Annotated in this window: 22 protein-coding genes and 2 tRNA genes; 13 read left to right on the top strand and 11 right to left on the bottom strand. The window is 66.1% G+C overall.

Annotation, left to right across the window (positions count from 1 at the left end; all coding sequences use genetic code 11):
- Positions 1 to 7: 7 nt before the first annotated feature.
- From ACOHWE_RS19045 to ACOHWE_RS19000, 10 genes are all read right to left on the bottom strand, one after another.
- The gene (locus ACOHWE_RS19045) at positions 8 to 2,635 is read right to left on the bottom strand and encodes a molybdopterin-dependent oxidoreductase (protein WP_420668312.1); all 2,628 of its coding nucleotides are present in this window, start codon (positions 2,633 to 2,635) and stop codon (positions 8 to 10) included.
- Positions 2,635 to 2,967: a nitrite reductase small subunit NirD gene (nirD, locus tag ACOHWE_RS19040; protein WP_420668311.1), complete on the bottom strand. Its 333-nt coding sequence runs from the start codon at positions 2,965 to 2,967 to the stop codon at positions 2,635 to 2,637. The genes ACOHWE_RS19045 and nirD overlap by 1 nt, the downstream gene beginning before the upstream one ends.
- On the bottom strand, positions 2,964 to 5,405 hold the full coding sequence (nirB, locus tag ACOHWE_RS19035) for a nitrite reductase large subunit NirB (RefSeq protein ID WP_420668310.1): 2,442 nt from the start codon (positions 5,403 to 5,405) through the stop codon (positions 2,964 to 2,966). The genes nirD and nirB overlap by 4 nt, the downstream gene beginning before the upstream one ends.
- 4 nt (positions 5,406 to 5,409) lie before the next feature.
- The gene (locus ACOHWE_RS19030) at positions 5,410 to 7,092 is read right to left on the bottom strand and encodes an ABC transporter ATP-binding protein (RefSeq protein WP_420668309.1); all 1,683 of its coding nucleotides are present in this window, start codon (positions 7,090 to 7,092) and stop codon (positions 5,410 to 5,412) included.
- 6 nt (positions 7,093 to 7,098) lie between these two features.
- On the bottom strand, positions 7,099 to 8,172 hold the full coding sequence (locus ACOHWE_RS19025; RefSeq protein ID WP_420668307.1) for an ABC transporter permease: 1,074 nt from the start codon (positions 8,170 to 8,172) through the stop codon (positions 7,099 to 7,101).
- A gap of 99 nt (positions 8,173 to 8,271) precedes the next feature.
- On the bottom strand, positions 8,272 to 9,639 hold the full coding sequence (locus tag ACOHWE_RS19020) for a CmpA/NrtA family ABC transporter substrate-binding protein (protein WP_420668306.1): 1,368 nt from the start codon (positions 9,637 to 9,639) through the stop codon (positions 8,272 to 8,274).
- Positions 9,640 to 9,906: 267 nt separating this feature from the next.
- Positions 9,907 to 11,073 carry an ABC transporter substrate-binding protein gene (locus tag ACOHWE_RS19015; protein ID WP_420668305.1) on the bottom strand — a complete coding sequence of 389 codons (1,167 nt, stop codon included), beginning with the start codon at positions 11,071 to 11,073 and terminating at the stop codon, positions 9,907 to 9,909.
- On the bottom strand, positions 11,070 to 11,654 hold the full coding sequence (locus ACOHWE_RS19010; RefSeq protein ID WP_420668304.1) for an ANTAR domain-containing response regulator: 585 nt from the start codon (positions 11,652 to 11,654) through the stop codon (positions 11,070 to 11,072). Before ACOHWE_RS19010 ends, ACOHWE_RS19015 begins: the two co-directional genes overlap by 4 nt.
- Positions 11,655 to 12,160: 506 nt before the next feature.
- Positions 12,161 to 14,920, bottom strand: coding sequence for an ATP-binding protein (locus ACOHWE_RS19005; RefSeq protein WP_420668303.1), 2,760 nt, complete (start codon positions 14,918 to 14,920; stop codon positions 12,161 to 12,163).
- 757 nt (positions 14,921 to 15,677) lie between these two features.
- Positions 15,678 to 15,752 (bottom strand) — tRNA-Thr (locus ACOHWE_RS19000).
- Positions 15,753 to 15,998: 246 nt separating this feature from the next.
- On the opposite strand from ACOHWE_RS19000, the gene murA reads away from it, so the two are divergent.
- The 3 genes from murA (at position 15,999) to hisD (ending at position 19,221) form a co-directional block, all read left to right on the top strand.
- Complete coding sequence (gene murA, locus ACOHWE_RS18995) at positions 15,999 to 17,270, top strand: UDP-N-acetylglucosamine 1-carboxyvinyltransferase (RefSeq protein ID WP_420668302.1); 1,272 nt, start codon at positions 15,999 to 16,001, stop codon at positions 17,268 to 17,270.
- A complete protein-coding gene (locus ACOHWE_RS18990; protein ID WP_420668301.1) occupies positions 17,267 to 17,743 on the top strand; it encodes a DUF2948 family protein in 477 nt (158 codons plus the stop codon). The genes murA and ACOHWE_RS18990 overlap by 4 nt, the downstream gene beginning before the upstream one ends.
- A 176-nt stretch (positions 17,744 to 17,919) precedes the next feature.
- Positions 17,920 to 19,221 (top strand): histidinol dehydrogenase, encoded by a 1,302-nt coding sequence (gene hisD / locus ACOHWE_RS18985; RefSeq protein WP_420668300.1) that lies wholly within the window; start codon positions 17,920 to 17,922, stop codon positions 19,219 to 19,221.
- Positions 19,222 to 19,315: 94 nt separating this feature from the next.
- Here hisD and ACOHWE_RS18980 read toward each other — a convergent pair whose 3' ends face one another.
- The gene (locus ACOHWE_RS18980) at positions 19,316 to 20,074 is read right to left on the bottom strand and encodes an SDR family oxidoreductase (protein ID WP_420668298.1); all 759 of its coding nucleotides are present in this window, start codon (positions 20,072 to 20,074) and stop codon (positions 19,316 to 19,318) included.
- Between the two features lie 162 nt (positions 20,075 to 20,236).
- Between ACOHWE_RS18980 and ACOHWE_RS18975 the strand changes: the two genes are divergently transcribed.
- From ACOHWE_RS18975 to ACOHWE_RS18930, 10 genes are all read left to right on the top strand, one after another.
- Positions 20,237 to 20,716 carry a UPF0262 family protein gene (locus ACOHWE_RS18975; protein ID WP_420668297.1) on the top strand — a complete coding sequence of 160 codons (480 nt, stop codon included), beginning with the start codon at positions 20,237 to 20,239 and terminating at the stop codon, positions 20,714 to 20,716.
- 3 nt (positions 20,717 to 20,719) lie between these two features.
- Positions 20,720 to 21,178, top strand: a complete 459-nt coding sequence (locus tag ACOHWE_RS18970; RefSeq protein ID WP_420668296.1) for an arsenate-mycothiol transferase ArsC — start codon at positions 20,720 to 20,722, stop codon at positions 21,176 to 21,178.
- Complete coding sequence (locus tag ACOHWE_RS18965) at positions 21,175 to 21,570, top strand: ketosteroid isomerase-related protein (protein ID WP_420668295.1); 396 nt, start codon at positions 21,175 to 21,177, stop codon at positions 21,568 to 21,570. The genes ACOHWE_RS18970 and ACOHWE_RS18965 overlap by 4 nt, the downstream gene beginning before the upstream one ends.
- Positions 21,570 to 22,157 carry a GNAT family N-acetyltransferase gene (locus ACOHWE_RS18960; protein ID WP_420668294.1) on the top strand — a complete coding sequence of 196 codons (588 nt, stop codon included), beginning with the start codon at positions 21,570 to 21,572 and terminating at the stop codon, positions 22,155 to 22,157. Before ACOHWE_RS18965 ends, ACOHWE_RS18960 begins: the two co-directional genes overlap by 1 nt.
- A gap of 94 nt (positions 22,158 to 22,251) precedes the next feature.
- A complete protein-coding gene (locus ACOHWE_RS18955; protein ID WP_420668293.1) occupies positions 22,252 to 23,142 on the top strand; it encodes a carbon-nitrogen hydrolase family protein in 891 nt (296 codons plus the stop codon).
- A 72-nt stretch (positions 23,143 to 23,214) separates the two neighbouring features.
- Positions 23,215 to 23,433, top strand: coding sequence for a translation initiation factor IF-1 (gene infA, locus ACOHWE_RS18950; protein ID WP_005620785.1), 219 nt, complete (start codon positions 23,215 to 23,217; stop codon positions 23,431 to 23,433).
- A gap of 196 nt (positions 23,434 to 23,629) precedes the next feature.
- Positions 23,630 to 24,211: a Maf family protein gene (locus ACOHWE_RS18945; protein WP_420668291.1), complete on the top strand. Its 582-nt coding sequence runs from the start codon at positions 23,630 to 23,632 to the stop codon at positions 24,209 to 24,211.
- Positions 24,208 to 25,230, top strand: a complete 1,023-nt coding sequence (locus ACOHWE_RS18940; RefSeq protein ID WP_420668290.1) for a ribonuclease E/G — start codon at positions 24,208 to 24,210, stop codon at positions 25,228 to 25,230. The genes ACOHWE_RS18945 and ACOHWE_RS18940 overlap by 4 nt, the downstream gene beginning before the upstream one ends.
- Positions 25,227 to 25,433: a DNA gyrase inhibitor YacG gene (locus tag ACOHWE_RS18935; RefSeq protein ID WP_420668289.1), complete on the top strand. Its 207-nt coding sequence runs from the start codon at positions 25,227 to 25,229 to the stop codon at positions 25,431 to 25,433. Before ACOHWE_RS18940 ends, ACOHWE_RS18935 begins: the two co-directional genes overlap by 4 nt.
- A gap of 79 nt (positions 25,434 to 25,512) precedes the next feature.
- Positions 25,513 to 25,587: transfer RNA gene (locus ACOHWE_RS18930), tRNA-Phe, on the top strand.
- Positions 25,588 to 26,085 lie beyond the last annotated feature (498 nt).

Below are 26,085 nucleotides of genomic sequence, written 5' to 3'. Positions count from 1 at the left end.
AGGTCTCCTATTCCGCCGCCTGTTTCAGGCCCTGCCGGTCCACCAGTGCGGCGATTTCCGGCCGGCAGGAGCCGCAGTTGGTCCCGGCCTGCAGCGCCGCGCCGATCTCCGCCACGCTGTTTAGGCCGCCTGTTCCGATGGCCTGCAGGATCGTGTTCACCCCGACGTTGAAGCAGGCGCAGACCACCGGGCCGGGGTCGGGCTGATCCGCCGCGGGCAATCCGGTAAGCGCCGCGGGGGCGAAGGTGCCCGGCAGCCCGGCCACGTATTCCCGCCGCACCGCCACCGGCTCGGGCGCGGTGAACAGCGCCGCGGCAAGGGTACCGTCTTCGAACAGGGCCAGCCGGGCGCCGCCGCGGCTGTCGGCCACCGTCTGCACCTCGGCGTCTGGCAGCCCGAACATCTCTCGCGCGGCGGCCTCCAAATCGGTGACTAGGGACAAACCAGCAAGTTCTGCCCGGTAGCCCGCTGCGCTGCGCGCCACGGCCCAGTAGTCGGCCTGCGGCGCAATCGGAGTGCGGGAGACGGCAAACCCGTACCAGGCAGCCTCGAACCGCGCCGCGGCCACAACGCTGGCCTTGCTTTCGGGCTGGCCCGAAAGCGGATCGGTGGCCCCGGCAACCAGCGCGCTGATGCGCGCGCTGGGCGCGGTCTCGCCGGTCCAGTGGATCGGCGCGAAGAGGTCTCCGGGCTGCACATCCGTGGTGACCCGGGCGCGCAGGATCGCGGTGCCGTGCGGGCTTTCAAGGCGTAAGAGGTCCGCAGGTTTCACTCCCAGGCGCCGGGCGTCATCGGGGTGGATGTCGGCGAAGGGTTCCGCCAGATGCCCCGACAGGCGCGGCGCTAGCCCGGTGCGGGTCATCGTGTGCCACTGGTCGCGGATGCGCCCGGTGTTGAGGCGGAACGGGTAGCGGCGGCCCTGTACGGCGGCCGGGGGGCGGTGGCGCACGGGCAGCATCCGCGCCTTGCCATCGGCGTGAAAGAACCGCCCATCCGCAAAGAACCGCCCGCCCTCACGGGAGGCACTGACCGGCCAGCGCTGGGGCGCGAACGCGGCGTAGTCCGCATCGGAGAGATCAGCCAGGCCGGAAATGTCAAAGTCCAACCCGAACCCGCCTGCGATCCCCGACAGCGCGGCATGTTCGCGGAAGATGTCTGCCGGGCTGTGGAAGCCGAAGGCCTTCACCCAGCCCATGCGGCGGCCCGCTTCGGCCAGGATTGCCCAGTCAGGCCGCGCCTGCCCGGGGGCGGGCAGCAAGGCGCGCTGGCGGCTGATGGTGCGGTCGGAGTTGGTGACGGTGCCGTCCTTCTCGCCCCAGGCTGCGGCGGGCAGCAGCACATCGGCGAGCCGCGCGGTGTCGGTCGCGGCGGTGATGTCGCTCACCACGGTGAAGTCGCAGGCATCGATCGCGGCGCGCACGGCGTCGGCCTCGGGCAGGGTGGCGGCGGGGTTGGTGTGGATGATCCACAGCGCCTTGATCCGGCCGTCGCCCGCAGCGCGGAACATGTCGGCCGCCTTCAGCCCGGCCCGTTCCGGCATCCGCGGTGCTGCCCAGAAGCCCTGCACCGCGGTCCGGTGGGCGGGATTCTCGAGATCCATGTGGCAGGCCAGCATGTTGGCGAGCCCCCCCACTTCGCGCCCGCCCATCGCGTTGGGCTGGCCGGTGACAGAAAAAGGCCCGCAACCGGGCTTGCCAATGCGGCCGGTTGCCAGGTGGCAATTGAGGATCGCGTTCACCTTGTCTGTGCCGGAGGTGGACTGGTTCACGCCCTGGCTGAACACGGTCACCACTTTTTCGGTGCGCATCCACAGGTCGCAGAACGCCGCGATTTCGGCCTCCCCCAGCCCCGTCACCGCAGTGTCGGAGGCAAAGGCCGCTTCCAGCGTCTCGCCCAGCCCCTCCACATGGCGCAGATACTCCGCATCCAGTGCGCCGCCCTCGTAGAGCGCGGCCAGCAGGCGGTTGAACAGCGCCACATCGCTGCCCGCGCGTAAGCGCAGGTGCACGTCGGCCTGATCGCAGCTTGCCGTGCGGCGCGGGTCGATCACCACCAGCCTGGTGCCGCGCGCCGCGCGGGCCGCCAGAATGCGCTGGTGCAGCACCGGGTGGCACCAGGCGAGGTTGGAGCCGACCAGCACGATCAGATCCGCCTCGTCCAGATCCTTGTAGGTGCCGGGCACGGTGTCGGTGCCAAAGGCGCGCTTGTGGCCCGCCACCGTGGACGCCATGCAGAGCCGCGAATTGGTGTCGATGTTGGCCGTGCCGAGGAAGCCCTTCATCAGCTTGTTGGCGACGTAGTAGTCCTCGGTCAGCATCTGGCCCGACAGGTAGAAGGCGACACTGTCCGGGCCGTGGGTCTCAACCGCCTCGCGGAACTTGACGGCAACGAGGTCCAGTGCGCTGTCCCAATCGGTGTCCCGCCCGTGCACGCGCGGTGCCAGCAGGCGGCCCTCCAGCCCCAGCGTCTCCCCCAGCGCCAGCCCTTTGGAGCACAGCCGCCCGCGGTTGGCCGGATGCTCCGGGTCGCCGCGCACGTTCAGCCCGCCCTTGCCGTCGGGGCGCAGCAGCACGCCGCAGCCGGTCCCGCAATAGGGGCAGGCGGAGCGCACCTCTGCCGGAGTGCCGCCCGTCATCACGCCGCGCTCCGCTTGCCGATGGCCGCGCCGTCGATCAGCAGGCGCCCGGCTTCGATGCGCAGCGGATAGGTCTCGATCCGGCCCGCGTCGGCCCCCTGCGCCTCGCCCGTGTTAAGATCGAACACCCAGTTGTGCAGCGGGCAGGTCACGCTTTGCCCGTGGACGATGCCTTCGGACAGCGGGCCGCCCTTGTGCGGGCAGCGGTCGGAGGCGGCAAAGACCTCCGCCGCGCCGGTGCGGAACAGGCCGACGCAGCCCACGGGCGTCTTCACCACCCGCGCACCGTGCAGCGGGATGTCGTCGATGTGGCCAATGTCGATCCAGCTCATTCGGCAGCCTCCAGTGTGAGATTGGCAAGCGGCGCGTATTGCGCGCGCGTGGTGCTGTCCTGCGCGTGCTCTGCCCAGGGGTCCTTGCGGTAGACGGATTGCGACAGTTCGAACCGGGCGGCGAGCGCCTTGCGGTTTTCCACGTCATCGACGATCTGCGCCTTGACCCAGTCGAGCCCCACCTTGGCCAGCCATTTGTAGATCCGGTCCAGGTACTTGGCGTTCTCGCGGTAGATCTGGGTCATGGCCGAGATCACTTCGATCGCCTCTTCTTCGGTCGTGACTTTGCAGAGGAGTTCGGTGCCCTTGATCTCCATGCCCGCCGCGCCGCCGACGTGGATCTCATAGCCGCTGTCGACGCAGACCACGCCGATGTCCTTGCAGGTGGCCTCGGCGCAGTTGCGCGGGCAGCCGGAGACCGCAAGCTTCAGCTTGTGCGGTGTCCAGGAGCCCCAGAGGTGCTTTTCCAGTTTGATGCCAAGGCCGGTCGAGTCCTGGGTGCCGAAGCGGCAATGGTCGGTGCCGACGCAGGTCTTCACCGTGCGCAGGCCCTTGGAATAGGCATGGCCCGAGACGAGGCCCGCCTTGTTCAGGTCGGCCCAGATATCTGGCAGGTCCGCGCCCTTCACGCCCAAGAGGTCGATGCGCTGGCCGCCGGTGACCTTGACCGTCGGCACGTCGTATTTGTCGGCAGCATCGGCGATGGCGCGCAGCTCGTCGGGTGTGGTGATGCCGCCCCACATCCGCGGCACCACCGAGAAGGTGCCGTCCTTCTGGATGTTGGCGTGCTTGCGCTCGTTCACGAAGCGGCTTTGCGGGTCGTCGCGGTATTCCAGCGGCCAGTCGGCCAGGAGGTAGTAGTTCACCGCCGGGCGGCAGACGTGGCAGCCGTTCGGGGTGTTCCAGCCGAGCTCCTGCCAGACCGCGGCCTGGCTCTTCAGCTCCTGAGATTTGATCAGGCGTCGGACGTCCTCGTGGGTGAGATCGGTGCAGCCGCAGACCGGCTGCGCCTGCGGCATCTGGAAGTCGTCGCCCAGCGTCACTTGCAGCAGCTGTTCCACCAGCCCGGTGCAGGTGCCGCAGGAGGCGCTGGCCTTGGTTTCAGAGCGGATCGCGCCGAGGTCGGTTGCGCCGCCGTCGATGGCGCTGGTGATCTGTCCCTTGCAGACGCCGTTGCAGCCGCAGATCTCCGCCTCAGGCGGCAAGGCTGCAACGGCTGACAGAGGGTCCGCGGAGGCGCCCCCCTGGAAGGCCGGGCCGAAAATCAGCGTCTCGCGCATCTCTTCGATGCCGGTGCCGTCCTTGATCAGGCCGAAGAACCAGCTGCCGTCGGCAGTGTCGCCGTACATCACAGCGCCGACGAGCCGGTCGTCCTCGATCACCAGCCGCTTGTAAACCCCGCGGGAAGGGTCGCGGAAGACGATGTCTTCGCGCCCCTCGGCTTCGGCAAAATCCCCGGCGCTGAACAGGTCGCAGCCGGTGACCTTCAGCTTGGTCGCCAGTTCCTTGACCACGAAGGCGTTGGGCTGGCCCAAGAGGCTGTCCGCCAGCACCTTCGCCTGATCGTAGAGCGGCGCGACAAGTCCGAAGAGGTGGCCGCCGAACTCCACGCATTCGCCGACTGCATAGATGTCCGGGTCGGATGTCTGCATTTGCGCGTTCACCTCGATGCCGCGCGCCACCTCCAGATGCGCGTCCGTGGCGAGCCGGGTTTCCGGGCGGATGCCCACCGCCATCACCACCAGATCGGCGCCCAGCGTTTCGCCGCTTTCCAACAGCACTGCTTCGGCGCGGTCCGCGCCCAGGATTGCCTTGGTTGATGCCTGGGTCTTCACCGTGATACCGCGTGCCTCCAGATCCTTGCGCAGAAGGTATCCCGCGGCCTCATCCAGCTGGCGCTCCATCAGGTGGCCCATCAGGTGCAGCACGGTCACCTCCATGCCGCGCTCCTTGAGGCCCGCCGCGGCTTCCAGGCCCAAGAGCCCGCCGCCGATCACCACTGCCTTGCCGCCCTTGGCGGCGGCCTCGATCATCGCGTTGGTGTCGTCCAGGTCGCGGTAGGAGATCACCCCCGGCAGGTCGTGGCCGGGCACCGGGATGATAAAAGGGGCAGAGCCGGTGGCGATCACCAGCTTGTCGTAGGGCACATGACCGTTTTCGCCTTCGACCACCTTCATCTCGGGGTCGATCCTCACCACATGCTCTCCGAACCGGCATGTGATGCCGCGTTCCGCATACCACGCGTCCGAATGGGTGACGATTTCCTCGTAGGTTTTCTCGCCCGACAGCACCGGGCTCAGCATGATGCGGTTGTAGTTGCCGCGCGGCTCGGCGTTGAAAAGGGTGATGTCGTAGGCGCTGGGGTCCGCATCGAGCAGATGCTCGATCACCCGGCCGGAGGCCATGCCGGCGCCGATGATGACGAGTTTCTGGGTCATGTCCTTACTCCGCTGCAATCTTGTCTTCAGCCGGTTTCGGCTTGGGGGCTGCCCCGTGCTCATACTCCTCGAGGAAATCGAGCACCTCCTGCCGGTAGGCGTAGTAGTTCGGGTGCTCCAGCAGGGCCTTGCGGGTGCGCGGGCGCGGCAGCTTCACCTCGGTGATCTTGCCGAGGGTGGCCTGCGGGCCGTTGGTCATCATCACCACCCGGTCGGCGAGCAGGATCGCCTCGTCCACATCATGGGTGACGCAGATCGCGGTCACCTTGGTGCGGCTCCAGACCTCCATCAGCACTTCCTGCAGCTCCCATCGGGTGAGGCTGTCGAGCATGCCGAAAGGTTCATCCAGCAAGAGCAGCTTGGGCGACAGCGCAAAGGCGCGGGCGATGCCGACCCGCTGCTGCATGCCGTTCGACATGGCGTTTGCGGGCTTGTCCATGGCGTCTGCAAGGCCGACACGTTCGAGGTAGTATTCCACCACGTCCTGCCGCTCCGCCTGGGACGCCTTGGGGTAGACCTTGTCGACGCCGATGGCGCAGTTCTCCCGCGCGGTAAGCCAGGGGAAGAGGTTCGGCGACTGGAACACCACCGCGCGCTCCGGGTCGGCGCCCTCCACATGGCGGCGGTCCAGCTTGATCGCGCCCTTGGAGATCGCGTTCAGCCCTGCGGCCATGGTCAGCACCGTGGACTTGCCGCACCCGGAATGGCCGATCAGCGAGATGAACTCGCCCTTGTCGATCTTGAGGTTGAAATCCTCCACCACCGTGAGCGGCCCCTTGGGGGTGGGGTAGATCTTGTGCAATTGGGAAAAGTCCAGGTAGCGCTCGTCCACCATCGACTTGCCGGCCTCTGCCACGGCGCTGGGCAGCCCGTGCAGCGGGGTCACATCGGGCAGCAGTCGGCTGCCCTCCGCCCTGGCCTCGATGCCCGCGTCCATCAGGTAGCCGGTGACCGCGGCGCGCAGGCGCTTGAAGCCTTCGTCGTGGTTCATCGCGCTGCGGTCGCGGGGGCGGGGTAGGGTGACCTTGAATTCCTCACCCAGAGTGCCATCGGGGTTCAGCGCGATGATGCGGTCGGCGAGCAGGATGGCTTCATCCACGTCATTGGTGATCAGCACGCAGGTCTTCTTGTCGGCCTGCCAGATCTCCTCGATCTCCTCGGCCAGGTTGCCGCGGGTGAGCGCGTCGAGCGCCGAGAGCGGCTCGTCCAGCAGGAGCACCTCCGGGTCCATCGCCAGCGCCCGCGCCACGTTCACGCGCTGGCGCATCCCGCCCGACAGCTCCGCCGGGCGGCGGCTGGCGGCGTGGGAGAGGCCGACCATCTGGACATAGCGGCCGGCCTTTGCCGTACGCTCGGCCTTGGAGAGAGCGGGGAACACCGCCTCCACCGCCAGTTCGACATTGCCGGTCACGGTGAGCCAGGGCATCAGGGAATAGTTCTGGAAGATCACCCCGCGCTCGGGGCCCGGGCCAGTGATCTTCTTGCCCTTGAAGGTGACGCTGCCGGAGGAGGGGGCTTCAAGCCCCGCAATCAGGTTGATCAGCGTCGTCTTGCCGGTGCCGGAGAAGCCAAGCAGCACCAGAAACTCGCCTTCCTCCACGCTGAGGCTGATGTCCTTCAGCACTTCGCTGCGGTCCTTGCCTTCGCCGAAGCCCTTGCTGACATTGGTAAACTCAAGAATGCTCATGGCAGGTCACCGGTTGTTCGAGAAGGTGAAGAGCGATTGCAGCGCGTACATCACCCGGTCCAGGAGGAAGCCGATGATGCCGATGGTGAGCACCGCGACGATGATCTTGGCGAGCGAGGAGGAGGAGCCGTTCTGGAACTCGTCCCAGACGAATTTCCCGAGCCCTGGATTCTGCGCCAGCATTTCGGCGGCGATCAGCACCATCCAGCCCACGCCAAGCGACAGCCGCAGCCCGGTGAAGATCAGCGGCAGGGCGGCGGGCAGCACCAGCTTGGTGATCTTGGCGCGGGTGCTCATCTTCAGGACCTTGGAGACGTTCACCAGGTCCTTGTCGATGGAGGCGACACCAAGCGCCGTGTTGATCAGCGTCGGCCAGAGCGAGCAGAGCGTCACGGTGATGGCGGAGACCAGGAAGGACTTGGCGAACAGCCCGTCATTGGTGGCGTAAAGTGCCGAGACCACCATGGTCACGATCGGCAGCCAGGCCAGCGGTGAGACCGGCTTGAAGATCTGCACCAGCGGGTTGATCGCGGCATTGGCCACGGGGGAGAGGCCGGCCAGGATGCCCAGCGGGATCGCCACCGCCGCAGCAATTAGAAAGCCGAAGAACACGGTCTGGATCGAGGTCCAGATCTGATCGTAGTAACTGGGGGCACCGGTATAGGGGATGTCCTTCACCCGGTCGGCCTTGCCCTGGGCCACCAGCCGCTCGTTGCGCTTCTCCACGCGTTCGTAGAATGCGGCTTCCTTCGCGGCCTTCTGGCGGGCGTCCTGATGCAGGGTCACCGCCTCTTCCCAGACCTGGACCGGGCCGGGAATGGCGCCAAGCGAGGTCTGCACGCGCGGAGCCAGGCTGCCCCAGAGCAGGAGGAAAGCGAGGATCGCCAGCAGCGGCACTGCGAGCAGGCGCCAGATCTCCTTGACCTGGGCGCGCGGGTTGTCGCCTGCGGCGGCCTTCAGGATGGGGGTGATCCAGGCGAGGCCCAGAACCCGGAACCAGGCGTCAGCCTTGGCGATGCGGGCGAACAGCCGGGCGCGGCGGGCCTCGTTGCTGATGGATGCGGGGTCAACGGTTGTCATTGGAACTTTTACCTTGGCTAAGTGCTGGGACGGCAGGGGCTGGGAGGGGGGCGGCGCTCGCTCCTGGCGGAGCCTCGCCCCGCCCGCCCTCCCGCAGGTTCAGCCCTGGACGGCCTCGCCCACGACAGTCTGGCTGCCCTTGAGGCCAATCGGCAGGCTGTCGAGGTAGGCGTTGGGCTGGCGGCCGTCGTAGGGAATGGCGTCGATGATGTCGGCTGCCGGTGTGTGCGCCTTGTAGCCGTCGCTCTCCCAGGGGAAGTCGGCCTCTTCCGCCAGACCTTCTTCGACCAGCAAACGGGCGGCTTCCAGGTAGATGTCCGGCTTGTAGACGGATTTGGCTACCTCATCGAACCAGCTGTCCGGCTTGGGCTCGGCGATCTGGCCCCAGCGGCGCATCTGCGTGAGGTACCAGACCGCATCCGAGTAGAAAGGATAGGTCGCGTGGTGGCGGAAGAAGACGTTAAAGTCCGGCACCGCGCGGGTGTCGCCCTTCTCATACTCGAAGGTGCCGGTCATCGAGTTGGCGATCACCTCGTAGTCGGCGCCGACGTATTCGGGGCGGCTGAGGATTTCGACGGCCTCGGGGCGGTTGGCGTTTTCGTTCTCGTCCAGCCACATCGCTGCGCGGATCAGCGCCTTCACAACGGCGAGCGTGGTGTTTGGGTTTTCCTCGGCAAACTCCGCGGTGATGCCGAAGACCTTTTCCGGGTTGTTCTTCCAGATCTCGTAGTCAGTGATCACCGGCACGCCGACGCCCTTGAACACCGCCTGCTGGTTCCAGGGCTCGCCCACGCAGTAGCCGGAGATGGTGCCCGCCTCCAGCGTCGCGGGCATCTGCGGCGGCGGGGTCACCGACAGGAAGACATCGGCGGCGATCTGGCCGGTCACGTTCTCGGGGCTGTAGTAGCCCGGGTTGATGCCGCCCGCCGCCAGCCAGTAGCGCAGCTCGTAGTTGTGGGTGGAGACCGGGAAGACCATGCCCATGTTGAAAGGCTTGCCGCGGGCGTTGAACTCTTCGATCACCGGCTTCAGGTGGGAGGCCGAGATCGGATGCGCGATCTTCCCGTCGGCATCGGTGGGCAGGCCCGGCTTCATCATCTCCCACACCTCGTTTGACAGGGTGATGCCGTTGCCGTTGAGATCCATCGAGAAGGGGGTGACGATATGCGCCTCGGTGCCGTAGCCGATGGTGGCGGCAAGGGGCTGGCCCGCGAGCATGTGGGCGCCGTCCAGAGTACCGTCGATCACCCCGTCGAGCAGCACCTTCCAGTTGGCCTGCGCCTCCAGCGTGACGAACAGGCCTTCATCGTCGAAGAACCCCTGTTCATAGGCGACGGCAAGCGGTGCCATGTCTGTGAGCTTGATGAAGCCGAAGGTCAGCACGTCCTTTTCCAGGTCGAGCGGCGCGGCCAGCGCCGGGCCGGTCAGTGCGGTGGAGGCTGCGAGGGCGAAGATCAGTTTCTGCATCGGGAGGGTTCCCCTTGGTTGCTGCGTCCGGGCGCGGAGGGCCGGACAGAAAAAAGCCGCTGACACGCACCGCCGGGAGGAGTGGCGGCGGGTCGAGCGGCTTTGCTCAATGACACCCGGTCTTCGGGAAGATTTGTCTGGCGGGCGCCATTGCCTGCCTGGGACCAGACTGCCGCAAGCGGGGCCTGGGCCAAAGGGTTGTTTCGCGTTTGCGGCATTTTTTGCTGCGATGCGGCAAGGCGGGGCGGCGGGATGCCCGCTTTTTCATCACCCGGCGGTGCTGGGGTCAAAAATCCGGCCATCGAAGAATTGGTTTTCCAGCAGGGTGAGCGCCTGCGATTCCCCCGCAGCCGGGGTTTCGGCCGCCAAAGCACCTTCCAGCTTGGAGGAGGCACCGGGCAAAACCGCCCCGGTGCCTTCGAGCGCGCGGCGGTAGAGATCGCTGCGGAAAATCTGCGCCGCCTTCGCCAGCGCGGGGCCCGGCGCGAGCCCATTTCGGCCGGCGAGCTGCAGCGCGATCCATTGCGCCTGGCTCTGCCAAGGAAAGCCAGCGGCGCCGCGGTGGAACTCGGCAAAGCCCGGTGCCTGGCGCTGCAGCCCATGCGGAGTGACGGTGAACTTGCCGGTGAGGCCGCGCTCAATGATCTCTGGCGGGAGGTCGAGGTAGCGGCGCGCGGCCAGGATTTCAGCGGCAAGACCGGCGCTCGAGGGATCGGAGAGCCAGCGCGCAGCACGCCAGAGAGCACGGATCAGGCGGCAGGCGAGGGCGCTTTCGGCGTTCGCCCAGTTGCGGCGCACCGCCAGCACCTTTTCCGGCGCGCAGGACCAGATTGCGCGGCCGGGCAGCAGCAGCGATGCGGCGCCTTGCTCAACGGCGAGCGAGCCCCAGGGTTCGCCGACGCAGAAGGCATCGATCTCTTCTTCGCGGACCGCCTGGGCCATTTGCGGGGGCGGCACAGTGTGGACGGTGAGCCGCTGCGCGGCGCCCTTGAGCCAGTAATGCAGCAGCTCGGTATGCATTGAGAAGGGAAAGGGCACGCCAATGCGCAATTCGCCGCCCGCGGCGGCGAGGAAGGCGCGGCCCGCGATGGCGGCGTCGTCAAAGCCGAAGGCGTGACCGGCATCGGCGAGCCGTGCGGCCAGGCGGTTGCCGATGCCGATGGCGGTTCCGTTGACGGAGAGCACGGAGAGCACCGAGAACGCCGCATTGGCGCCGCCAAGCCCCAGTGCGGAGGCCACCGGCAGCGGCGACAGCATATGCGCGGCATCGACCTGACCGAAGGCCAGCATGTCGCGCAGCGCCGACCAGGAGGGCGCGCGGCGCAGGTCGAGCGCCAGCCGTTCCTCGGCGGCAAAACCCATTTCCTGGGCGATGATCAGCGGCGCGGCATCCGCAAGCGGCACAAAGCCCGCAGGCACGGTCGTGACGGTCATGACAACAGCCCCGCCGCGGTCACCAGCGCCTGCGCCACCTCGGCCACCCGCTTGTTCTGGTCCATCGCGGCCTTGCGCAGGAGCGCGTAGGCCTCGTCCTCGGTGATGCCGCGGGCCTTCATGATCATGCCCTTTGCGCGATCGATCACCTTGCGCTCTTCCAGCGCGCGCTTGGTTTCGGCGAGCTCGGTGCGCATGCGCTGCACCAGCCGGAAGCGCGCTATGGCGGCGTCCAGCACCGGCTTCAGCCGTGCAGGCTGCAGCCCGTCCACCACATAGGCCGACACCCCTGCCTCCACTGCGGCAGCCGTCAGCCCGTCGGCGCTGCGGTCCACGAACATCGCCACCGGGCGCTCCTGCGGGCCGGAGGCCAGCGCCAGTTCCTCCAGCACATCGCGGGACGGGTTTTCGATGTCGATCAGTACGACATCAGGGTTGCGGGTTTGGATCTTGCGGGCCAGCCCTGAGGGTTCGGCGATGATGTGAATGTCGAAGTCGCCGGCCTCGCGCAGACCGTCCACAATCATGAAGGCGCGCTCGGGGTCGGTTTCCACGACGATGATGGAGAGGGGCTCGGCCATGGGGAGACCATCGCTGGTTCTGCAGCGCAGCGTAAGGGCAGAGACCCGGAGCCGCGGCCAGCATTGGGGGGTCTGCTGAAACAATGGGCAGGTTGCCCGTACTTCGGGCAGGGTGCGAAACGCGCAGCTCCGCTCCTCTTGGTCTGCCGCGCGGCGGCGGTCATCCCGCAAAAGACCCAAGAAGCAGACTGGCAAATACCGCAGCCGCAAAGAACAAACGAAAGCGGGACCTCTTATCGCGGCGCACGGCTGCGTCAACTATTGCCTCGCTGGCTGCCCTACCGGAAATGGCCGAGGTTGTCGGACCCGAAGAGACTAATGAAACCTGGCAAGGCGGCGCGGGTTTGTTTCGCCAAAGCGTGGCGCTGGGCTACGGCACGGTCGCCCAGGCGGGCCGCCCCATCACGCTGACGCCGCAGCGGCTGGCGGGGCGGAGTCGGCCGCTCCGGCGCCCGGAACGGCGGGCAGAAGATAGTATGACGAAAGTGCCGGCGCCCGCTGCTCTGTCAAGTGGCGCGCATGGCGATGGCACGGGGCCTTGCCCAGTCCGCCTGCAAGCTGGCCAGGGTCTGAAGCAGGACCGTTTTGTTGATGGGTTTGGCGAGGAAGTGATCCATTCCGGCTTCAAGGCAGGCCTCGCGGTCGCTGGTGAAGGCGTTTGCTGTCAGCGCCACAATGGCCGGCTGGGGGATCGGCATGCGGCGTATCTCCTTGGTAGCAGCTATGCCGTCCAGCTCGGGCATCGACATGTCCATCAGGATGATGTCGGGTTTGAGCTCGCGGCAAAGCTCAACGGCCCGCCTGCCGTTCTCGGCCTCTACCAGTTGTACTGGCTGGCCGCGCAGGTACTTTCGGATCAGGAGCCGGTTGGTGCGGTTGTCCTCGGCCAGCAGCACCAAACAATCTTCCAGGGGTGCTGCGTGCGAATACGGAGTGGAGTCGGGAGCTCCGGCGCCCTGCAGCGGGGGGGCCATCTGCACCTCCAGCCGGAAGCAGGCGCCTTCGCCCGGGGCGGATCGAACCGAGATCCTGCCCTGCATGCGTTCCGCCAGCAGGCGCGAGATCGTCAGCCCCAGCCCGGTGCCGCCGAATGCGCGGGTGGTGGCCGTATCTGCTTGGGTGAAGCGGTCGAAGATATGGCGGGCCTGCTGCTCGGATATGCCGATGCCTGTGTCCTCCACCTCGATCTGCAGCCGGTAAGGGTCGTCCTCCGCGCAGCCTACCCGAACGCCGACCGTGCCGGCATTTGTGAATTTCACCGCATTACCGATCAGGTTCACCAGTATCTGGCGCAGGCGGCCGTCGTCGCCGTGCAGATGCGCGGGCAGATCTGGGGCGTAGCTCACCCGCAGTGCCAGCCCCTTTTCGCCGGCCTTCGGCTGCAGCAGGTTAACGGTGCCGCCGATGCAGTCTCGCAGGTCGAAGTCAGCCGGTGCAAAAGCCAGCTTTCCCGCTTCCAGCCGCGACAGGTCCAGGATGTCATTGATGATCTTCAGTAGCGCTTGGGAAGAGTTGCGGATGGTCTCGACATTCTGGCGGTTGTCCTCGTCCAGCGGGGCCTCCGCCAAGAGGTCCGCCATACCGATGATGCCGTTCATTGGGGTGCGGATCTCGTGGCTCATGTTGGCGAGGAATTCAGTCTTGGCCCGGTCAGCCTGTTCGGCGGCCAGCTTGGCCTCTGCGAGTTCCTCGGCCCGGGCGCGGGCCTGCGTAATGTCACGCTCGATGCCGATGACCAGATCCAGAGATCCATCCTCGCCCATCACCGGGACGATATTGGTGTCGAACCAGCGCTCCTCGCCGGATTTGGTGTAAGTGATCATTTCCGTGTGGAAGGGCAGGCCCCGGCTTTTATGCCGCTCGATCTCGCGGATGATGGCAGGGTCGGTTTTGGGCCCGTCCAGCAGGTCCCCCGGTTTCGCTCCAATCGCCTCTTCGGCGCTGTAGCCGGTGAGCCGCGTGAAGGAGTCGTTCACCCAGACAATGCGGCGGTCGGGACCGCTGAGCACGATGCTGTCGGAAGCGTGTTTGGCCACCAGAGACAGCAGGTGCAGCTCGTCCTGGTTCGCCTGCAGCTCGGCATGGGCCTTCTCCAGCGCCAGCTTGCCCTCGTTCAGCTGCGCGTTGCGCTGCGACAAGGTCTGGTTGATGCGGATGAGCGCTTCGCGCAGGCGCACGTCCTCCGAGACATTCCAGTTGACCCCGATCATCCAATGCTGCCCGGCACCGTCAGTGAAGGGGCTGGCGAGGGCGCGGATATGCTTTTCGTTGCCATTGTCTGCGATGATGCGGAAATCGGCCGAGAAGTGCGTGCGGTCCGTCATGGCGGCCTGGAAAGCTGCGGTGACCCGCTCCTTGTCCTCCGGGTGAACCCGGCTCTGCCAGTCGGTGAAGACCACTGGGCCGCCGTCGCGGGGAAGGCCGTAGAGTTCCCGCATGCGGGCATCCCAGATCAGCTGGCCGCGGCTGACGTTAAATTCCCAAATTCCGATCCGGGAGGTCTTCACCGCAACCTCAAGCCGCCGGGTGACCGCATCCAGCTCGTGCTCGCGGCGGCGCAGCGTGCCGATCGCGGTCTGCCGTGCCGCCGACAGCCGGCCGGCCAGGAAGGTCGGAAAGACGATCAGCGCGCCGGCCGCCAGCAGCCCGAACCGCAATTTCCACAGGTTGGGGGGCGCATCCGGCCAGCCGCCCCTGGGCCGCATGGCCAGCAGCCAGGTGCCCTGGGGCAAATGGATATCCATCAGTACCGGATCGTCTTTCAGCACCCCCCGGGAGCCGTAGAACAACTCGCCAGCCGCGCCCTTTCCGTCCTTCCCCATAAGCGCCACGTCGATTCCTATATCAGGAGCCGACAGCTGGGCATTGGCGTAGAGCGCTTCGACGTCGATGACGGCTGACAGGATCCCCCAAAATTCCCGTTCGGGGCCGGTGCCGGAAAAAATGGGCAGCCTGTAGATAAAACCGCGGCCGCCTTGGATCAAGTTCACTGGACCGGCCAGAACCATGTTGCCGCTGTCACGCACTTGGTAGGCGGCCTCCCGCTGGGCGGCATTCCGGTTGTAGTCCAGGCCGAGAATAGCTTCGTTTCCCTGCACCGGATAGACGAGCGAGACAACCAGATCCGGTGCTGCCGCCACGTTCCTGATTTCGCTCATATCGACTACGACCCGGCTGGCAAGCTCGGCAAACCGTTCCTGCTGCATGCCGGGTTCGGTGCTCATCACTGCGGCAAGGCCCAGCAGGAGCTTGTGATCCGCGTTCATCCGCCCTTCCAGATGGGAGCGTATTATGCCGGCCTCATGCTGAACGTGCGCCCGCTGGTTCTGGTAATGAATAGTGGCATTCTGCTTATCGGCATAGAATGAGGCTATGCAAACCACCGCCAAAGCCAGCAGCGCGGGCAGGTAGGTTCGATTGTATAAGGACCGCGCCACGGTCTTGGATATTCGGTGAGCGGCCATCGTGGCACCTCTGAAGTCCGGCGAATCTTTAAAGTATCACAACCCCAAACAACACGATGAACCTTCGGCTTTCCTTAACGGGTGTAAAATATCCGCACGGAATGTGGCTTTTTTGAAACTTGCCGCATTCCGGGTGCCGCGCCGGGCAGGAACTGCGATCTTGCTTTGGGGGCACCGGAGGCAGAGGTGCTTGCCGTCCCGCCACGGCGCCAGTAGATCCCGGTATCCCTTCCAGTGGTCTGCCCGCAGGGGGCGGCTCGCATGTTCCGGAATGACTCAGTGATCAGCAGGCACCTGGAGGCGGGGGGGCGCCGCAGACATGACAGCTTCCGGTCCCGGCTGCGATTCGGCGGCATGGGCTTGATCCGGAAGCGAAGGCGCCGCCGATGGTTCAATGCCAGGACTAGCTTCCGGTCGTAGCGGCCGCAAAGGACCCCTGCGGAGGCCATGCGCGATAGACCCATACCAGCACCTGTGCGCACTAAGGTCAAACCGGTGTCAATCCGCGCAATTCGCTACACTTGGGGGCAACGCTTTGAAAACAGTATGTTTTGGGAAATGGTGCTGCTGGAGAGAATTGAACTCTCGACCTCTCCCTTACCAAGGGAGTGCTCTACCTCTGAGCTACAGCAGCGCCGGTGAGGGGGCTTTTAGGCATAAACGCGGAGGGGCGCAAGAGCATTCTGGACGGTTTTTTTGCACTCCGTTACAGAAGGTGCATGTCAGAGAAGAAAACCCCCAAAAGCGGCAGTTCTTCCGCCTCTCGCGAAGACCGGCTGAAGGCCGCGCTGAAGGCAAACATGGCGCGGCGCAAGGCCCAGGCCAAGGCGCGTGCGGAAAAACGGGACCAAGAAATCAAAAAGAGCGGAGAGTAAGGCAGATGGATTCGATTCTGGTGACGGGCAACGGCCCGCTGAACGGGCAGATCCCGATTGCGGGCGCCAAGAACGCCTGCCTCACGCTGATGCCCGCCACGCTGTTGAGCGAAGAGCCGCTGACGCTGACCAACGCGCCGCGGCTCAGCGACATCAAGACGATGACGCAGCTGCTGCAGTCCCTGGGGGCCGAGGTCTCCAGCCTGCAGGACGGCCAAGTGCTGGCGATGTCGAGCCATGATCTCACCAGCCACGTCGCCGACTACGATATCGTGCGCAAAATGCGCGCCTCCAACCTGGTGCTGGGCCCGATGCTGGCCCGGCTGGGGCAAGCGGTGGTGTCGCTGCCGGGCGGCTGCGCGATCGGGGCGCGGCCGATGGATCTGCACATCCACGGGCTGGAGGCGCTGGGCGCGGAGATAGAGCTGAAGGACGGCTACCTTCACGCCAAGGCGCCCAAGGGGCTGAAGGGGGCTGTGGTGGAGCTGAGCTTTGCCTCGGTCGGCGCCACCGAGAACATCATGATGGCGGCCACGCTCGCCAAGGGCACCACGGTGATCAGGAACGCTGCGCGCGAGCCGGAGATCGTCGACCTCGCCGACTGCCTGCGCAAGATGGGAGCCCAGATCGAGGGCGACGGCAGTCCTGACATCACCATCCAGGGTGTCGACCGCTTGCATGGCGCCACTCACCAGGTGGTGACGGACCGGATCGAACTCGGCACCTATATGCTGGCGCCGGCCATCTGCGGCGGCGAGGTGGAGCTGCTGGGCGGCCGCATTGGTCTGGTCGGCGCCTTCTGCGAGAAACTCGACGCGGCCGGTATCAGCGTCGAGGAAACCGAGAAGGGCCTGAAGGTCAGCCGCAAGAACGGCCGTGTGCGGGCGGTGGATGTGGTCACCGAACCATTCCCGGGCTTCCCCACCGACCTGCAGGCGCAGATGATGGCGCTGATGTGCACCGCCGAAGGCAGTTCGGTGCTGGAGGAGCGGATCTTCGAAAACCGCTTTATGCATGCGCCGGAGCTGGTGCGCATGGGCGCGCGGATCGAGGTTCACGGCGGCACCGCCAAGGTGGCGGGGGTGGAGAAGCTGAAGGGCGCGCCGGTGATGGCCACCGACCTGCGGGCGTCGGTTTCCCTGATTCTCGCAGGGCTCGCGGCAGAGGGCGAAACCGTGGTGAGCCGGGTCTACCACCTGGACCGGGGCTACGAGCACGTGGTGCGCAAGCTCTCCGGTGTCGGCGCGAAAATCGAACGCATCCGGGAGCAAACATGAGCGACGCACGCTTCCACGAGGGCGGTGAGGCACCGCTGAACCTCGGCGCGCTGGAGGCGGAGGATCTGCAGGTGATCTCCGCCCTCGCGCAGGACGCGGTCTTCCCAGTGACGGAGATGTGCTGGCGGGCGGCTGAGCGCCGCTTTGCCCTCCTCCTCAACCGCTTCCGCTGGGAGGATCTGCCGGCTGCCGAACGGCGCGGCCGCCCCTACGAGCGGGTGCAGTCGCTGCTGGTGATCGACAACGTGCTGGGGGTGGCCTCGCAGGGATTCGACCGGCAGGACAAAGATCTTGTGCTGTCGCTCCTGTCCATCGGCTTCGAGCCGGGCGAGGATGGCGCGGGCCATGTGCTGCTGACCCTGGCCGGCGACGGCGCGATCCGCCTTTCGGCGGAGGCACTGGAAGTCTCCCTGCGCGATGTGACCCGCCCTTACCAGGCTCCCTCGGGCCACGTTCCGCACCACGGCGCCTGATGCGTCCGCTGGCCGCTTTCTGACCCGGAATACCCCGAGGTGAGATGGCCGCAGGCCAAGAGGGGCAGCGCCCCTGCAATGGCCGTCACACTTTTCCCCGCGGCGTCCGGTCCCGCCGCCGCGGGCTTGAGGCTCTCCGGCCAAGCCGCTATTGCGGGCGCAAAGGAGACCCATCGATGCCGCAGTTCCTCAACACCGCCGATGCCGATTTCGAACAGGCCTTCACCGCGCTTCTGGGCGCCAAGCGCGAGGACAGCCCTGATGTGGACGCCGTCGCCGGAGAGATCATCGCCGATGTGCGCGCCCGCGGTGATGCGGCGCTGCTGGAGCTCACCGCGAAATTCGACCGGCTGGAGCTGACCGCAGATCAGCTGCGGTTTTCCGAAGCCGAAATCGCTGCCGCCGTTGCCGCGGTGCCGGAGGAGGAGCGCAAGGCGCTGGAACTGGCGGCAGCGCGCATCCGGGCTTATCACCTGCGCCAGCTGCCCGAGGATGCGCAATGGACCGACGAGACCGGCGCCACCCTCGGCTGGCGCTGGTCGGCGGTGCCTGCGGCCGGGCTCTACGTGCCGGGGGGGCTCGCATCCTACCCGTCCTCGGTGCTGATGAACGCCATCCCGGCCAAGGTCGCGGGCGTCGAACGGCTCGCGGTCACGGTGCCGGCGCCGGACGGGCAGGTGAACCCGCTGGTTCTCTTGGCGGCACAGCTCTCCGGCGTCGACGAGATCTACCGCATCGGCGGCGCCCAGGCGGTGGCGGCGCTGGCCTATGGCACCGAAACCGTGGCCGCCGTCGACAAGATCACCGGCCCTGGCAACGCCTTTGTCGCCGCCGCCAAGCGGCGGGTGTTCGGCAAGGTGGGCATCGACATGATTGCGGGGCCTTCCGAGATTCTGGTGATTGCCGACAGGAACAACAACCCGGATTGGATCGCGCTCGACCTGATGAGCCAGGCCGAACATGACGAAAGCGCTCAGTCGATTCTGATCACCGATGACGCGGAATTCGGCCGCGCAGTGGCGGAAGCGGTGGACAAGCGGCTGGAAACCCTGGAGCGCCGTTCCATTGCGGGGCCCTCCTGGCGCGATTATGGCGCGGTGATCTCTGTGCGCGACCTGGACGAGGCGGCGGCGCTGTCGAACCGGATCGCGCCGGAACACCTTGAGCTTTGCGTCGCCGACCCGGTAGCCCTGAGCGGAAAGACCGTGCACGCGGGCGCCATTTTCCTCGGCCAGTACACGCCGGAGGCCATCGGCGACTACTGCGGCGGCCCCAACCACGTGCTGCCGACTGCACGCTCGGCCCGGTTCTCTTCCGGCCTGTCGGTACTGGACTTCCTCAAACGCACCACGCTCAGCCAGATGACCCCGGACGCGCTCCGCGCTATCGGCCCGGCGGCGGCGGCGCTGGCGGAAAGCGAAAGCCTGGAGGCGCACGGGCTGTCGGTTTCGGTGCGGCTGGACGCGCTGAACGGCTGAGCCTGCGCGTGCAAGAAGGGGCGCTAAGGGGGCGGCCCCTCTGCGCCTTTCGGCGCCTTCACCCCGGGGTGTTTTCCGTCAGAAAGCGATGTGGTCAGTAATGGCTGGTGTAGCCGCCGTCGACTGCCAGCACCTGGCCGGTGACGTAGGAGGCCGCGGGTGATGCAAGGAAGAGCACGGCCGGGGCCAGCTCCTCCGGCTCGCCCCAGCGGCCAAGCGCAGTGGCGGCCTGAAGCCGGGCGGCGACGGCGGGGTCAGCCGCGGCTTTCAGGTTCGGCGCGGTCTTGAAGAACCCCGGCGCCACCGCATTCACGGTGATGCCATGGGGTCCGAGTTCAGCTGCCAGCGCCCTGGTCATGCCATTGATCCCCGCCTTGGCGGTGGTGTAGGCGGCATCGCCGCTCTGCGCGATCAGGCCCGCGATGGAGGAGATGCTGATGATCCGGCCGCGGCCCTTGGGAATCATCTGCGCGGCGGCCATCTGAGCCAGGCGGAAGGGGGAGACAAGATCGACCTCCCACAGGGCCTGCAGGTCATTGCGGGTGAATTCCGCCAGCCCGCGCCGGTCGCGCTGGCCGACGTTGTTGACCAGGATATCGAGCCCGCCCGCATCCGCGATCTGCGCAAATGCCGCTTGCCCCGCGGCCTCATCCGCGACGTCGAAGGCCAGCGGCTGCGCGTCTGCGCCGATCCGCGCGGCGGCGTCCTGGCAGCGTGCGGCATCGCGGCCGTTGATCCAGACCTCCGCCCCGGCGCCTGACAGCAGTCTGGCGGTGGCGAAACCCAGCCCGCTGGTGGCGCCGGTCACCAGCGCGCGCTGTCCTGCCAGCGAAAAGGGCTCATTGCCTGTCATTTTGCGCTCCGTCCTAGCTGCCGGCAGGCTGCGGAGCACAAGGCAGCGTGTCAAGCCTTGCCGCAAGGGCGGCTGGCGCGGGCTCCCGCAGCTCCATTGCCCCGGCGACGGCGGTGCGGTACTGATTCTGCCAACGCCTTTGCGCATATGAGACCGGAAGACATGAGCCGCATCAGCCATATTGAATTGGACGACCGCAACCTGCCGCCCCCGACGCCCGAAATCGAGCAGGAGCGCAAGGTGGCGATCTACGACCTGATCGAAGACAACACCTTTGTGCTGCCGGAGCGTGGCGGCCGCGGTGCACCGGAGGGGCCCTACCGCCTGGGCCTGGCGATCCGCGACAAGCGCCTGGTCTTCGACGTGAACACCGAGGACGGCGGCAAGGCAGCGGAGTTCCACCTGTCGCTGTCGCCCTTCCGCCAGGTGGTGAAGGACTACTACCAGATCTGCGAGAGCTATTTCACCGCAGTGAAAACCCTGCCGCCCAGCCAGATAGAAACCATCGACATGGCCCGGCGCGGCATCCACAACGAAGGCAGCCGGGTGCTGCAGGAGCGGCTGGACGGCAAGGCCGAGGTCGATGATGATACTGCCCGCCGTCTTTTCACCCTGATCTGCGTGCTGCATTTCGGGGGCTGATGCGTGGAGGAGCTGCCTCAGTCCGTTCTGTTCTGCTGCGACTACAATTCCGTCCGCTCGCCCATGGCGGAAGGCATTATGAAAAAATTCTACGGCACCGGCACCTATGTGCAATCCGCCGGTGTCCGGAATGACAGGGAAATCGACGGCTTCTCCATTACAGTCTGCCAGGAAATCGGAGTGGAGCTGTCCCGGCACCGGTCGCGCTCCTTTGACGAGATGGAGCGCTGGGGCGATGATCTCTCCTCTTTCGATCTGGTCGTGGCGCTGTCACCTGCCAGCCAGCGCCGGGCGCTGGAACTCACCCGTTATTTTCACCTCGATGTCGAATATTGGCCAATAATGGACCCTACCGGGCTCGGCGAGACGCGCGATGCCAAGCTACAGGTGTACCGGCAAGCACGGGACCAGATTGTCCAGCACCTGAAAGCCCGCTGGGGCGAACCGACGGAGAGACCATGACCGATACCATTGCGCGCTATTTCGCAGCCTTCAACGCAGGCGATACCGATGCCATGCTGGGGTGCCTTTCTGAGGATGTGGCGCATCACGTGAACGAGGGCAAGATCCGGATGGGCAAGGAGAAATTCGCCGAATTCTGCGCCCACATGAACCGCTGCTACAAGGAGGAGCTGACCGATCTGGTGATCTTCTCCGCCGAGGAAGGCCGCCGGGCCGCCGCTGAGTTCACCGTGAACGGCAGCTACTTGCAGACCGATGCGGGCCTGCCGGAGGCGCGCGGCCAGAGCTACCGCCTGCCGGGCGGTTCGTTCTTCGAGCTTGCGGATGGCAAGATCACCCGGGTTACCACTTATTACAACCTCGCCGATTGGATTGCGCAGGTCTCCCGCTGATGGCTTTGCGGGTCGAGGTCCTGACTGGCACGGCGCTGGAAGACGCGCTGGAGCAGGTGGCGCGGCTGCGCATCGAAGTGTTCCGCGCTTGGCCTTACCTCTACGATGGCGACCTGGCTTACGAACAGGCCTACCTGCAGAGCTATCGCGGCAGTGCCCGCGCCATCGTGGTGGGAGCCTTTGACAGCGGACGCCTGGTGGGGGCCTCGACCGGGGCGCCGCTGGCGGATCACGCGGAGGACTTCGCCGCCGCCTTTGCGGGCAGCGGCATCGCGCTGGAGGACGTGTTTTACTGCGCCGAATCGGTGCTGATGGCGGAATATCGCGGGCAGGGGCTGGGGCATGCGTTCTTCGATGCGCGCGAGGCCCATGCGCGCGCCCACGGCTTCGCCAAGTCCGCCTTCTGCAGTGTGCAGCGCTCCGCGGATCATCCGCTGCGGCCCGAACGCTACCTGCCGCTGGACGGGTTCTGGAGGAAACGCGGCTATGCGCCGCTCGAAGGGGCGGTCGCCCGGTTTTCCTGGAAGGACGTAGACCGGGAGACCGCGACGGAAAAGCCGCTGCAATTCTGGATCCGCGACTTGTAACTTGCGCGGGTGCCGGAAAATGTGAATTTTTCGGCCAAAATTCCTGCAAGAATATTGCGCCCGGCCGCGGGCCGCGCGCCTAGGAGGATACGCCATGAAGATCGCAACCGCTGCCTATCCGCTCGACGCGCTGGAAAGCTGGGCGCAGTATGAAGATAAGATCGGCTCCTGGGTGGCAGAGGCTGCGGGCAACGGCGCCGATCTGCTGGTTTTCCCCGAGTATGGCGCGATGGAACTGGCAACGCTGGACGGCGCGGCGGTGGCGGGGGATCTGCAGGCTTCGATCCGCGCGGTCTCGGAGAAGATGGAGGATGCGGCAGAGCTGCACCTGAGGCTCGCAGCCGAGTATGGCGTGCATATCCTCGGGGCCTCGGCTCCGGTGGAAGGCGGCGGGCCGCTGCCGGTGAACCGGGCGCAGCTCTATGCGCCCTGTGGCAAGCGCGATCACCAGGACAAGCAGATCATGACCCGCTTCGAGCGCGAAGACTGGGGCATCGCGGGCGGCGGCCCGCTGAAGCTCTTCGACACCGCGCTGGGCCGCATCGGCGTGCTGATTTGCTATGACAGCGAGTTCCCGCTGCTGGGCCGCGCGCTCAGCGAGGCGGATGTTATCCTGGTGCCTTCCGCGACCGAAGCGCTGGCGGGCTACTGGCGGGTGCGGATCGGCGCGATGGCGCGGGCCCTGGAAAACCAGTGCGTGACTGCCATGGCCTCACTGGTGGGCGAGGCTGCCTGGTCCGAGGCGGTGGATGTGAGCACCGGCATGGGCGGCATCTTCGGACCCCCCGATACCGGCTTCCCCGGCACCGGCGTGCTGGCCGAAGGCAAGCTGAACGCAGCAGGCTGGACCTACGGCGAGGCGGACCTTGCCGCCATCGCCGCGGTACGTGCGGACGGGGTGGTGCTGAACCGGCGCCACTGGGAGGAGCAGCTGCCCCGCGCCAATTCGATCACAAATGCGGGCACGACCTCATTGCGCCCTTGAAAATCGGGTGAAATGCGCCCATTTAAGCGCACGGCCCGCAGTTTGCCGGGCTAACACAACGATGGAGACAACATGGCCAAGGAAGATACGCTCGAATTTCCCGGTGTCGTGAAGGAACTCCTGCCTAATGCGACGTTTCGGGTCGAGCTGGAAAACGGCCATGAAATCATTGCTCATACGGCAGGCAAGATGCGCAAGAACCGCATCCGTGTTCTGGCTGGCGACCGGGTCCAGGTGGAAATGACCCCCTATGACCTGACCAAGGGCCGGATCAACTACCGCTTCAAGTAAGCCGCTGATCCGCCAAGACATGCAAAGCCCGGCACTGCGCCGGGCTTTTGTTTTGCAGGAACCGGCCTCGCGGCCGGTGCCTCCGGCGGGAGTATTTCCGGCAAGATGACATTAGCGCCCGCCTCCTTCGCTCCCGGGTTCCGGTGGCAGCCGGGAGGCTTTATGAGGGGCGCGAAACAAGGCGAAGGGTGACAGCATGGCATTCATTCTGGGATCGGGCAGCCCGCGGCGGCTGGAGCTTCTGGCACAGCTCGGCGTGCGTCCTGACGCGGTGCGCCCGCCGGAGATCGACGAAACCCCGCAGAAGGGTGAGCTGCCGCGCGGCTATTGCGCCCGGGTCACGCGTGAGAAAGTGGCCGCGGTGCAGGCGGAGGCGGATGATCTGGTGCTCTGCGCAGATACCACGGTGGCGCTGGGCCGCCGCATCCTCGGCAAGCCGCGCGATGCGGGTGAGGCGGCGGAGTTCCTGCTGGCGCTGTCCGGCCGCCGCCACCGTGTGATCACCGCCGTCGCCTTGCGCCGCGGTGACCGGATCTGGGAGAAGGACGTGGTGAGCCAGGTGAAGATGAAGCGCCTGTCGGACGAGGAGCTGAACGGCTACCTCGCCACCGGCGACTGGCAGGGCAAGGCAGGCGCCTATGCCATCCAGGGCCCGGCGGGGGCCCTGATCCCCTGGATCAGCGGTTCTTTCACCGGAATTGTCGGCCTGCCGCTTTCGGAAACCGCAACCCTGCTGCGGGCCGCGGGCCTGCCGCTCTATCAGGAGGCCGCCGCATGAAGGGCCGCAGTATCATCCTCGACCACATCCAGGGCCGCGAAGCCGCCGCGCTGATGGTGAACGGCACGCTGGAGGATTTCCTCATCGCTTCCGACGCGCCGGCGCCGGGCACCGTCTACCGCGCCCGCGCCGACCGCCCGGTGAAAGGGCAGGGCGGCATGTTCCTTACCACTCCGGACGGGCCGGCCTTCCTGCGCCAGGTCAAAGGTCTGGCGCCGGGGCAGATGATCCTGGTGCAGGTCTCGGGCTACGCCGAGCCGGGCAAGGCGATCCCAGTGACCCAGAAGCTCCTTTTCAAGAGCCGCTATGCCATCGTTACCCCCGGCGCGCCGGGCCTGAACGTCTCGCGCAGCATCCGCGACGAGGAGGAGCGCGACCGCCTGCTGGAAATCGCCCATGAGGAAATGGGCGAAGGTGACCACGGGCTCATCCTGCGCTCGGCCTGCGCCGGGGCGGCGCCTGAGGATATTGCCGAGGACATCGCTGCCATGACTGCGCTGGCCGCGCAGGTGCTGGAAGATGACGGCAACGAGCCGGAAGTCCTGGCCGAGGGCGACGGCCCGCACGTTCTTGCCTGGCGCGACTGGGTGGAGCCAGCAGACGTTGAGCGCGCGCCCGGCGGGTTCGAGCGCCTCGGGGTGCTGGAGGCATTGGATACGGCCCGCGGTATTCGCGAAACGCTGCCGGGCGGCGGCTTTCTGTTTATCGAACCGACCCGCGCCCTGGTGGCGGTAGATGTGAACACCGGTTCCGATGCCTCTCTGGCGGCCGGGCTGAAGGCGAACATGGCCTGCGCCAAGGCGCTGCCCCGGGTGCTCCGCGTGCGCGGGCTTGGCGGGCAAATCGTGCTGGATCTCGCGCCGATGCCGAAGAAGGACCGCCGGACTTTTGAAACCTCCCTGCGCGCCGCCCTGCGCGCCGATTCGGAGGAAACAGTGCTGGCGGGCTGGACCAACCTCGGCCACTACGAGCTGCAGCGCAAACGCGGCCGCCCGGAACTGCGCGAGGTGCTGAAATGAGCTGCCCGATCTGCGGCGCGGAAACCGTGCGCGCCTTCCGCCCCTTCTGCTCCCGCCGCTGCGCCGATATTGATTTGGCCAAATGGATGAACGGCGCCTACGCGGTACCGAGCCGGGACCCGGAAGACATTGAAAACGCACTGGAAGAAGCCGAGCGCGCTCTGCGGGGCGAGGAGAATGGCCGCAAACCGCGGCATTCGTGAATTTCATTGAAAAAGCCTCTGGACACCGCCGCGCGCAGCGCATAGAAGGCCCACACCCAAGGCAAACAGCCTTACCCGTGCCCGGGTAGCTCAGGGGTAGAGCAGTGGATTGAAAATCCTCGTGTCGGTGGTTCGATTCCGCCCCCGGGCACCATTTTTCGGGAAAATTATAAAGAATTTCAGTGCGTTAGGCGCTAAGCCTGCCTGTCGGCCCCACTAAGCGCCCTACTGACTGGTTTTGATACCTAGGTTCTCCGTAAGTGTCTGGGAAGCATCCGCGGTTACCCGTTCCAGGCAGAAGCGCGGTGCCTGCTATGAAAAAGCCGTTGCTGGGCAAAGTCCTGATGCAGGGCTACCAGCCAGACGTTGCACCCCCACCCCTATTGGCAAAATGGTGTCAGTGAAAATGAAGCGGGGGCACGGGTGTACCCCAAGCCTACATTGTAGAGTTTTTGCCTCCCCCCCCATCGCCGCGGTGGTTGAGGCTCAAGCTCGACTTGGCTGTCCGCGTGTGATCCTCCCCCAGTGAAGTGGTCCGCCGTTATGTTTAGGAAAACGGAGGATCAGAATGGGAACGAAGCGGCACAAACCTGAAGAAATTGTCACGAAGCTGCGGCAGGTTGAGGTGCTTGTCGGGCGAGGGATGGCGCGG

Origin of the sequence: Cribrihabitans neustonicus, assembly GCF_048820895.1 — a bacterium.
Lineage (GTDB): Bacteria > Pseudomonadota > Alphaproteobacteria > Rhodobacterales > Rhodobacteraceae > Cribrihabitans_A > Cribrihabitans_A neustonicus.
The sequence above is the reverse complement of the archived record's forward strand: the minus strand, read 5'-3'. Positions and strand labels throughout refer to the sequence as shown.

Bases quoted from the DNA above. Each gene is read 5' to 3' on its own strand.
- nirB (WP_420668310.1), bottom strand. From the start codon at position 5,405: ATGACCCAGAAACTCGTCATCATCGGCGCCGGCATGGCCTCCGGCCGG.
- ACOHWE_RS18975 (WP_420668297.1), top strand. From the start codon at position 20,237: ATGAGCCGCATCAGCCATATTGAATTGGACGACCGCAACCTGCCGCCC.
- ACOHWE_RS18965 (WP_420668295.1), top strand. From the start codon at position 21,175: ATGACCGATACCATTGCGCGCTATTTCGCAGCCTTCAACGCAGGCGAT.
- ACOHWE_RS18945 (WP_420668291.1), top strand. From the start codon at position 23,630: ATGGCATTCATTCTGGGATCGGGCAGCCCGCGGCGGCTGGAGCTTCTG.
- ACOHWE_RS18990 (WP_420668301.1), top strand. From the start codon at position 17,267: ATGAGCGACGCACGCTTCCACGAGGGCGGTGAGGCACCGCTGAACCTC.
- murA (WP_420668302.1), top strand. From the start codon at position 15,999: ATGGATTCGATTCTGGTGACGGGCAACGGCCCGCTGAACGGGCAGATC.
- ACOHWE_RS18955 (WP_420668293.1), top strand. From the start codon at position 22,252: ATGAAGATCGCAACCGCTGCCTATCCGCTCGACGCGCTGGAAAGCTGG.
- ACOHWE_RS19010 (WP_420668304.1), bottom strand. From the start codon at position 11,654: ATGGCCGAGCCCCTCTCCATCATCGTCGTGGAAACCGACCCCGAGCGC.
- ACOHWE_RS18960 (WP_420668294.1), top strand. From the start codon at position 21,570: ATGGCTTTGCGGGTCGAGGTCCTGACTGGCACGGCGCTGGAAGACGCG.
- ACOHWE_RS19005 (WP_420668303.1), bottom strand. From the start codon at position 14,920: ATGAACGCGGATCACAAGCTCCTGCTGGGCCTTGCCGCAGTGATGAGC.
- ACOHWE_RS19020 (WP_420668306.1), bottom strand. From the start codon at position 9,639: ATGCAGAAACTGATCTTCGCCCTCGCAGCCTCCACCGCACTGACCGGC.
- ACOHWE_RS19030 (WP_420668309.1), bottom strand. From the start codon at position 7,092: ATGAGCATTCTTGAGTTTACCAATGTCAGCAAGGGCTTCGGCGAAGGC.
- ACOHWE_RS18935 (WP_420668289.1), top strand. From the start codon at position 25,227: ATGAGCTGCCCGATCTGCGGCGCGGAAACCGTGCGCGCCTTCCGCCCC.
- ACOHWE_RS19025 (WP_420668307.1), bottom strand. From the start codon at position 8,172: ATGACAACCGTTGACCCCGCATCCATCAGCAACGAGGCCCGCCGCGCC.
- ACOHWE_RS18940 (WP_420668290.1), top strand. From the start codon at position 24,208: ATGAAGGGCCGCAGTATCATCCTCGACCACATCCAGGGCCGCGAAGCC.
- ACOHWE_RS19015 (WP_420668305.1), bottom strand. From the start codon at position 11,073: ATGACCGTCACGACCGTGCCTGCGGGCTTTGTGCCGCTTGCGGATGCC.
- hisD (WP_420668300.1), top strand. From the start codon at position 17,920: ATGCCGCAGTTCCTCAACACCGCCGATGCCGATTTCGAACAGGCCTTC.
- ACOHWE_RS18980 (WP_420668298.1), bottom strand. From the start codon at position 20,074: ATGACAGGCAATGAGCCCTTTTCGCTGGCAGGACAGCGCGCGCTGGTG.
- nirD (WP_420668311.1), bottom strand. From the start codon at position 2,967: ATGAGCTGGATCGACATTGGCCACATCGACGACATCCCGCTGCACGGT.
- ACOHWE_RS19045 (WP_420668312.1), bottom strand. From the start codon at position 2,635: ATGACGGGCGGCACTCCGGCAGAGGTGCGCTCCGCCTGCCCCTATTGC.
- infA (WP_005620785.1), top strand. From the start codon at position 23,215: ATGGCCAAGGAAGATACGCTCGAATTTCCCGGTGTCGTGAAGGAACTC.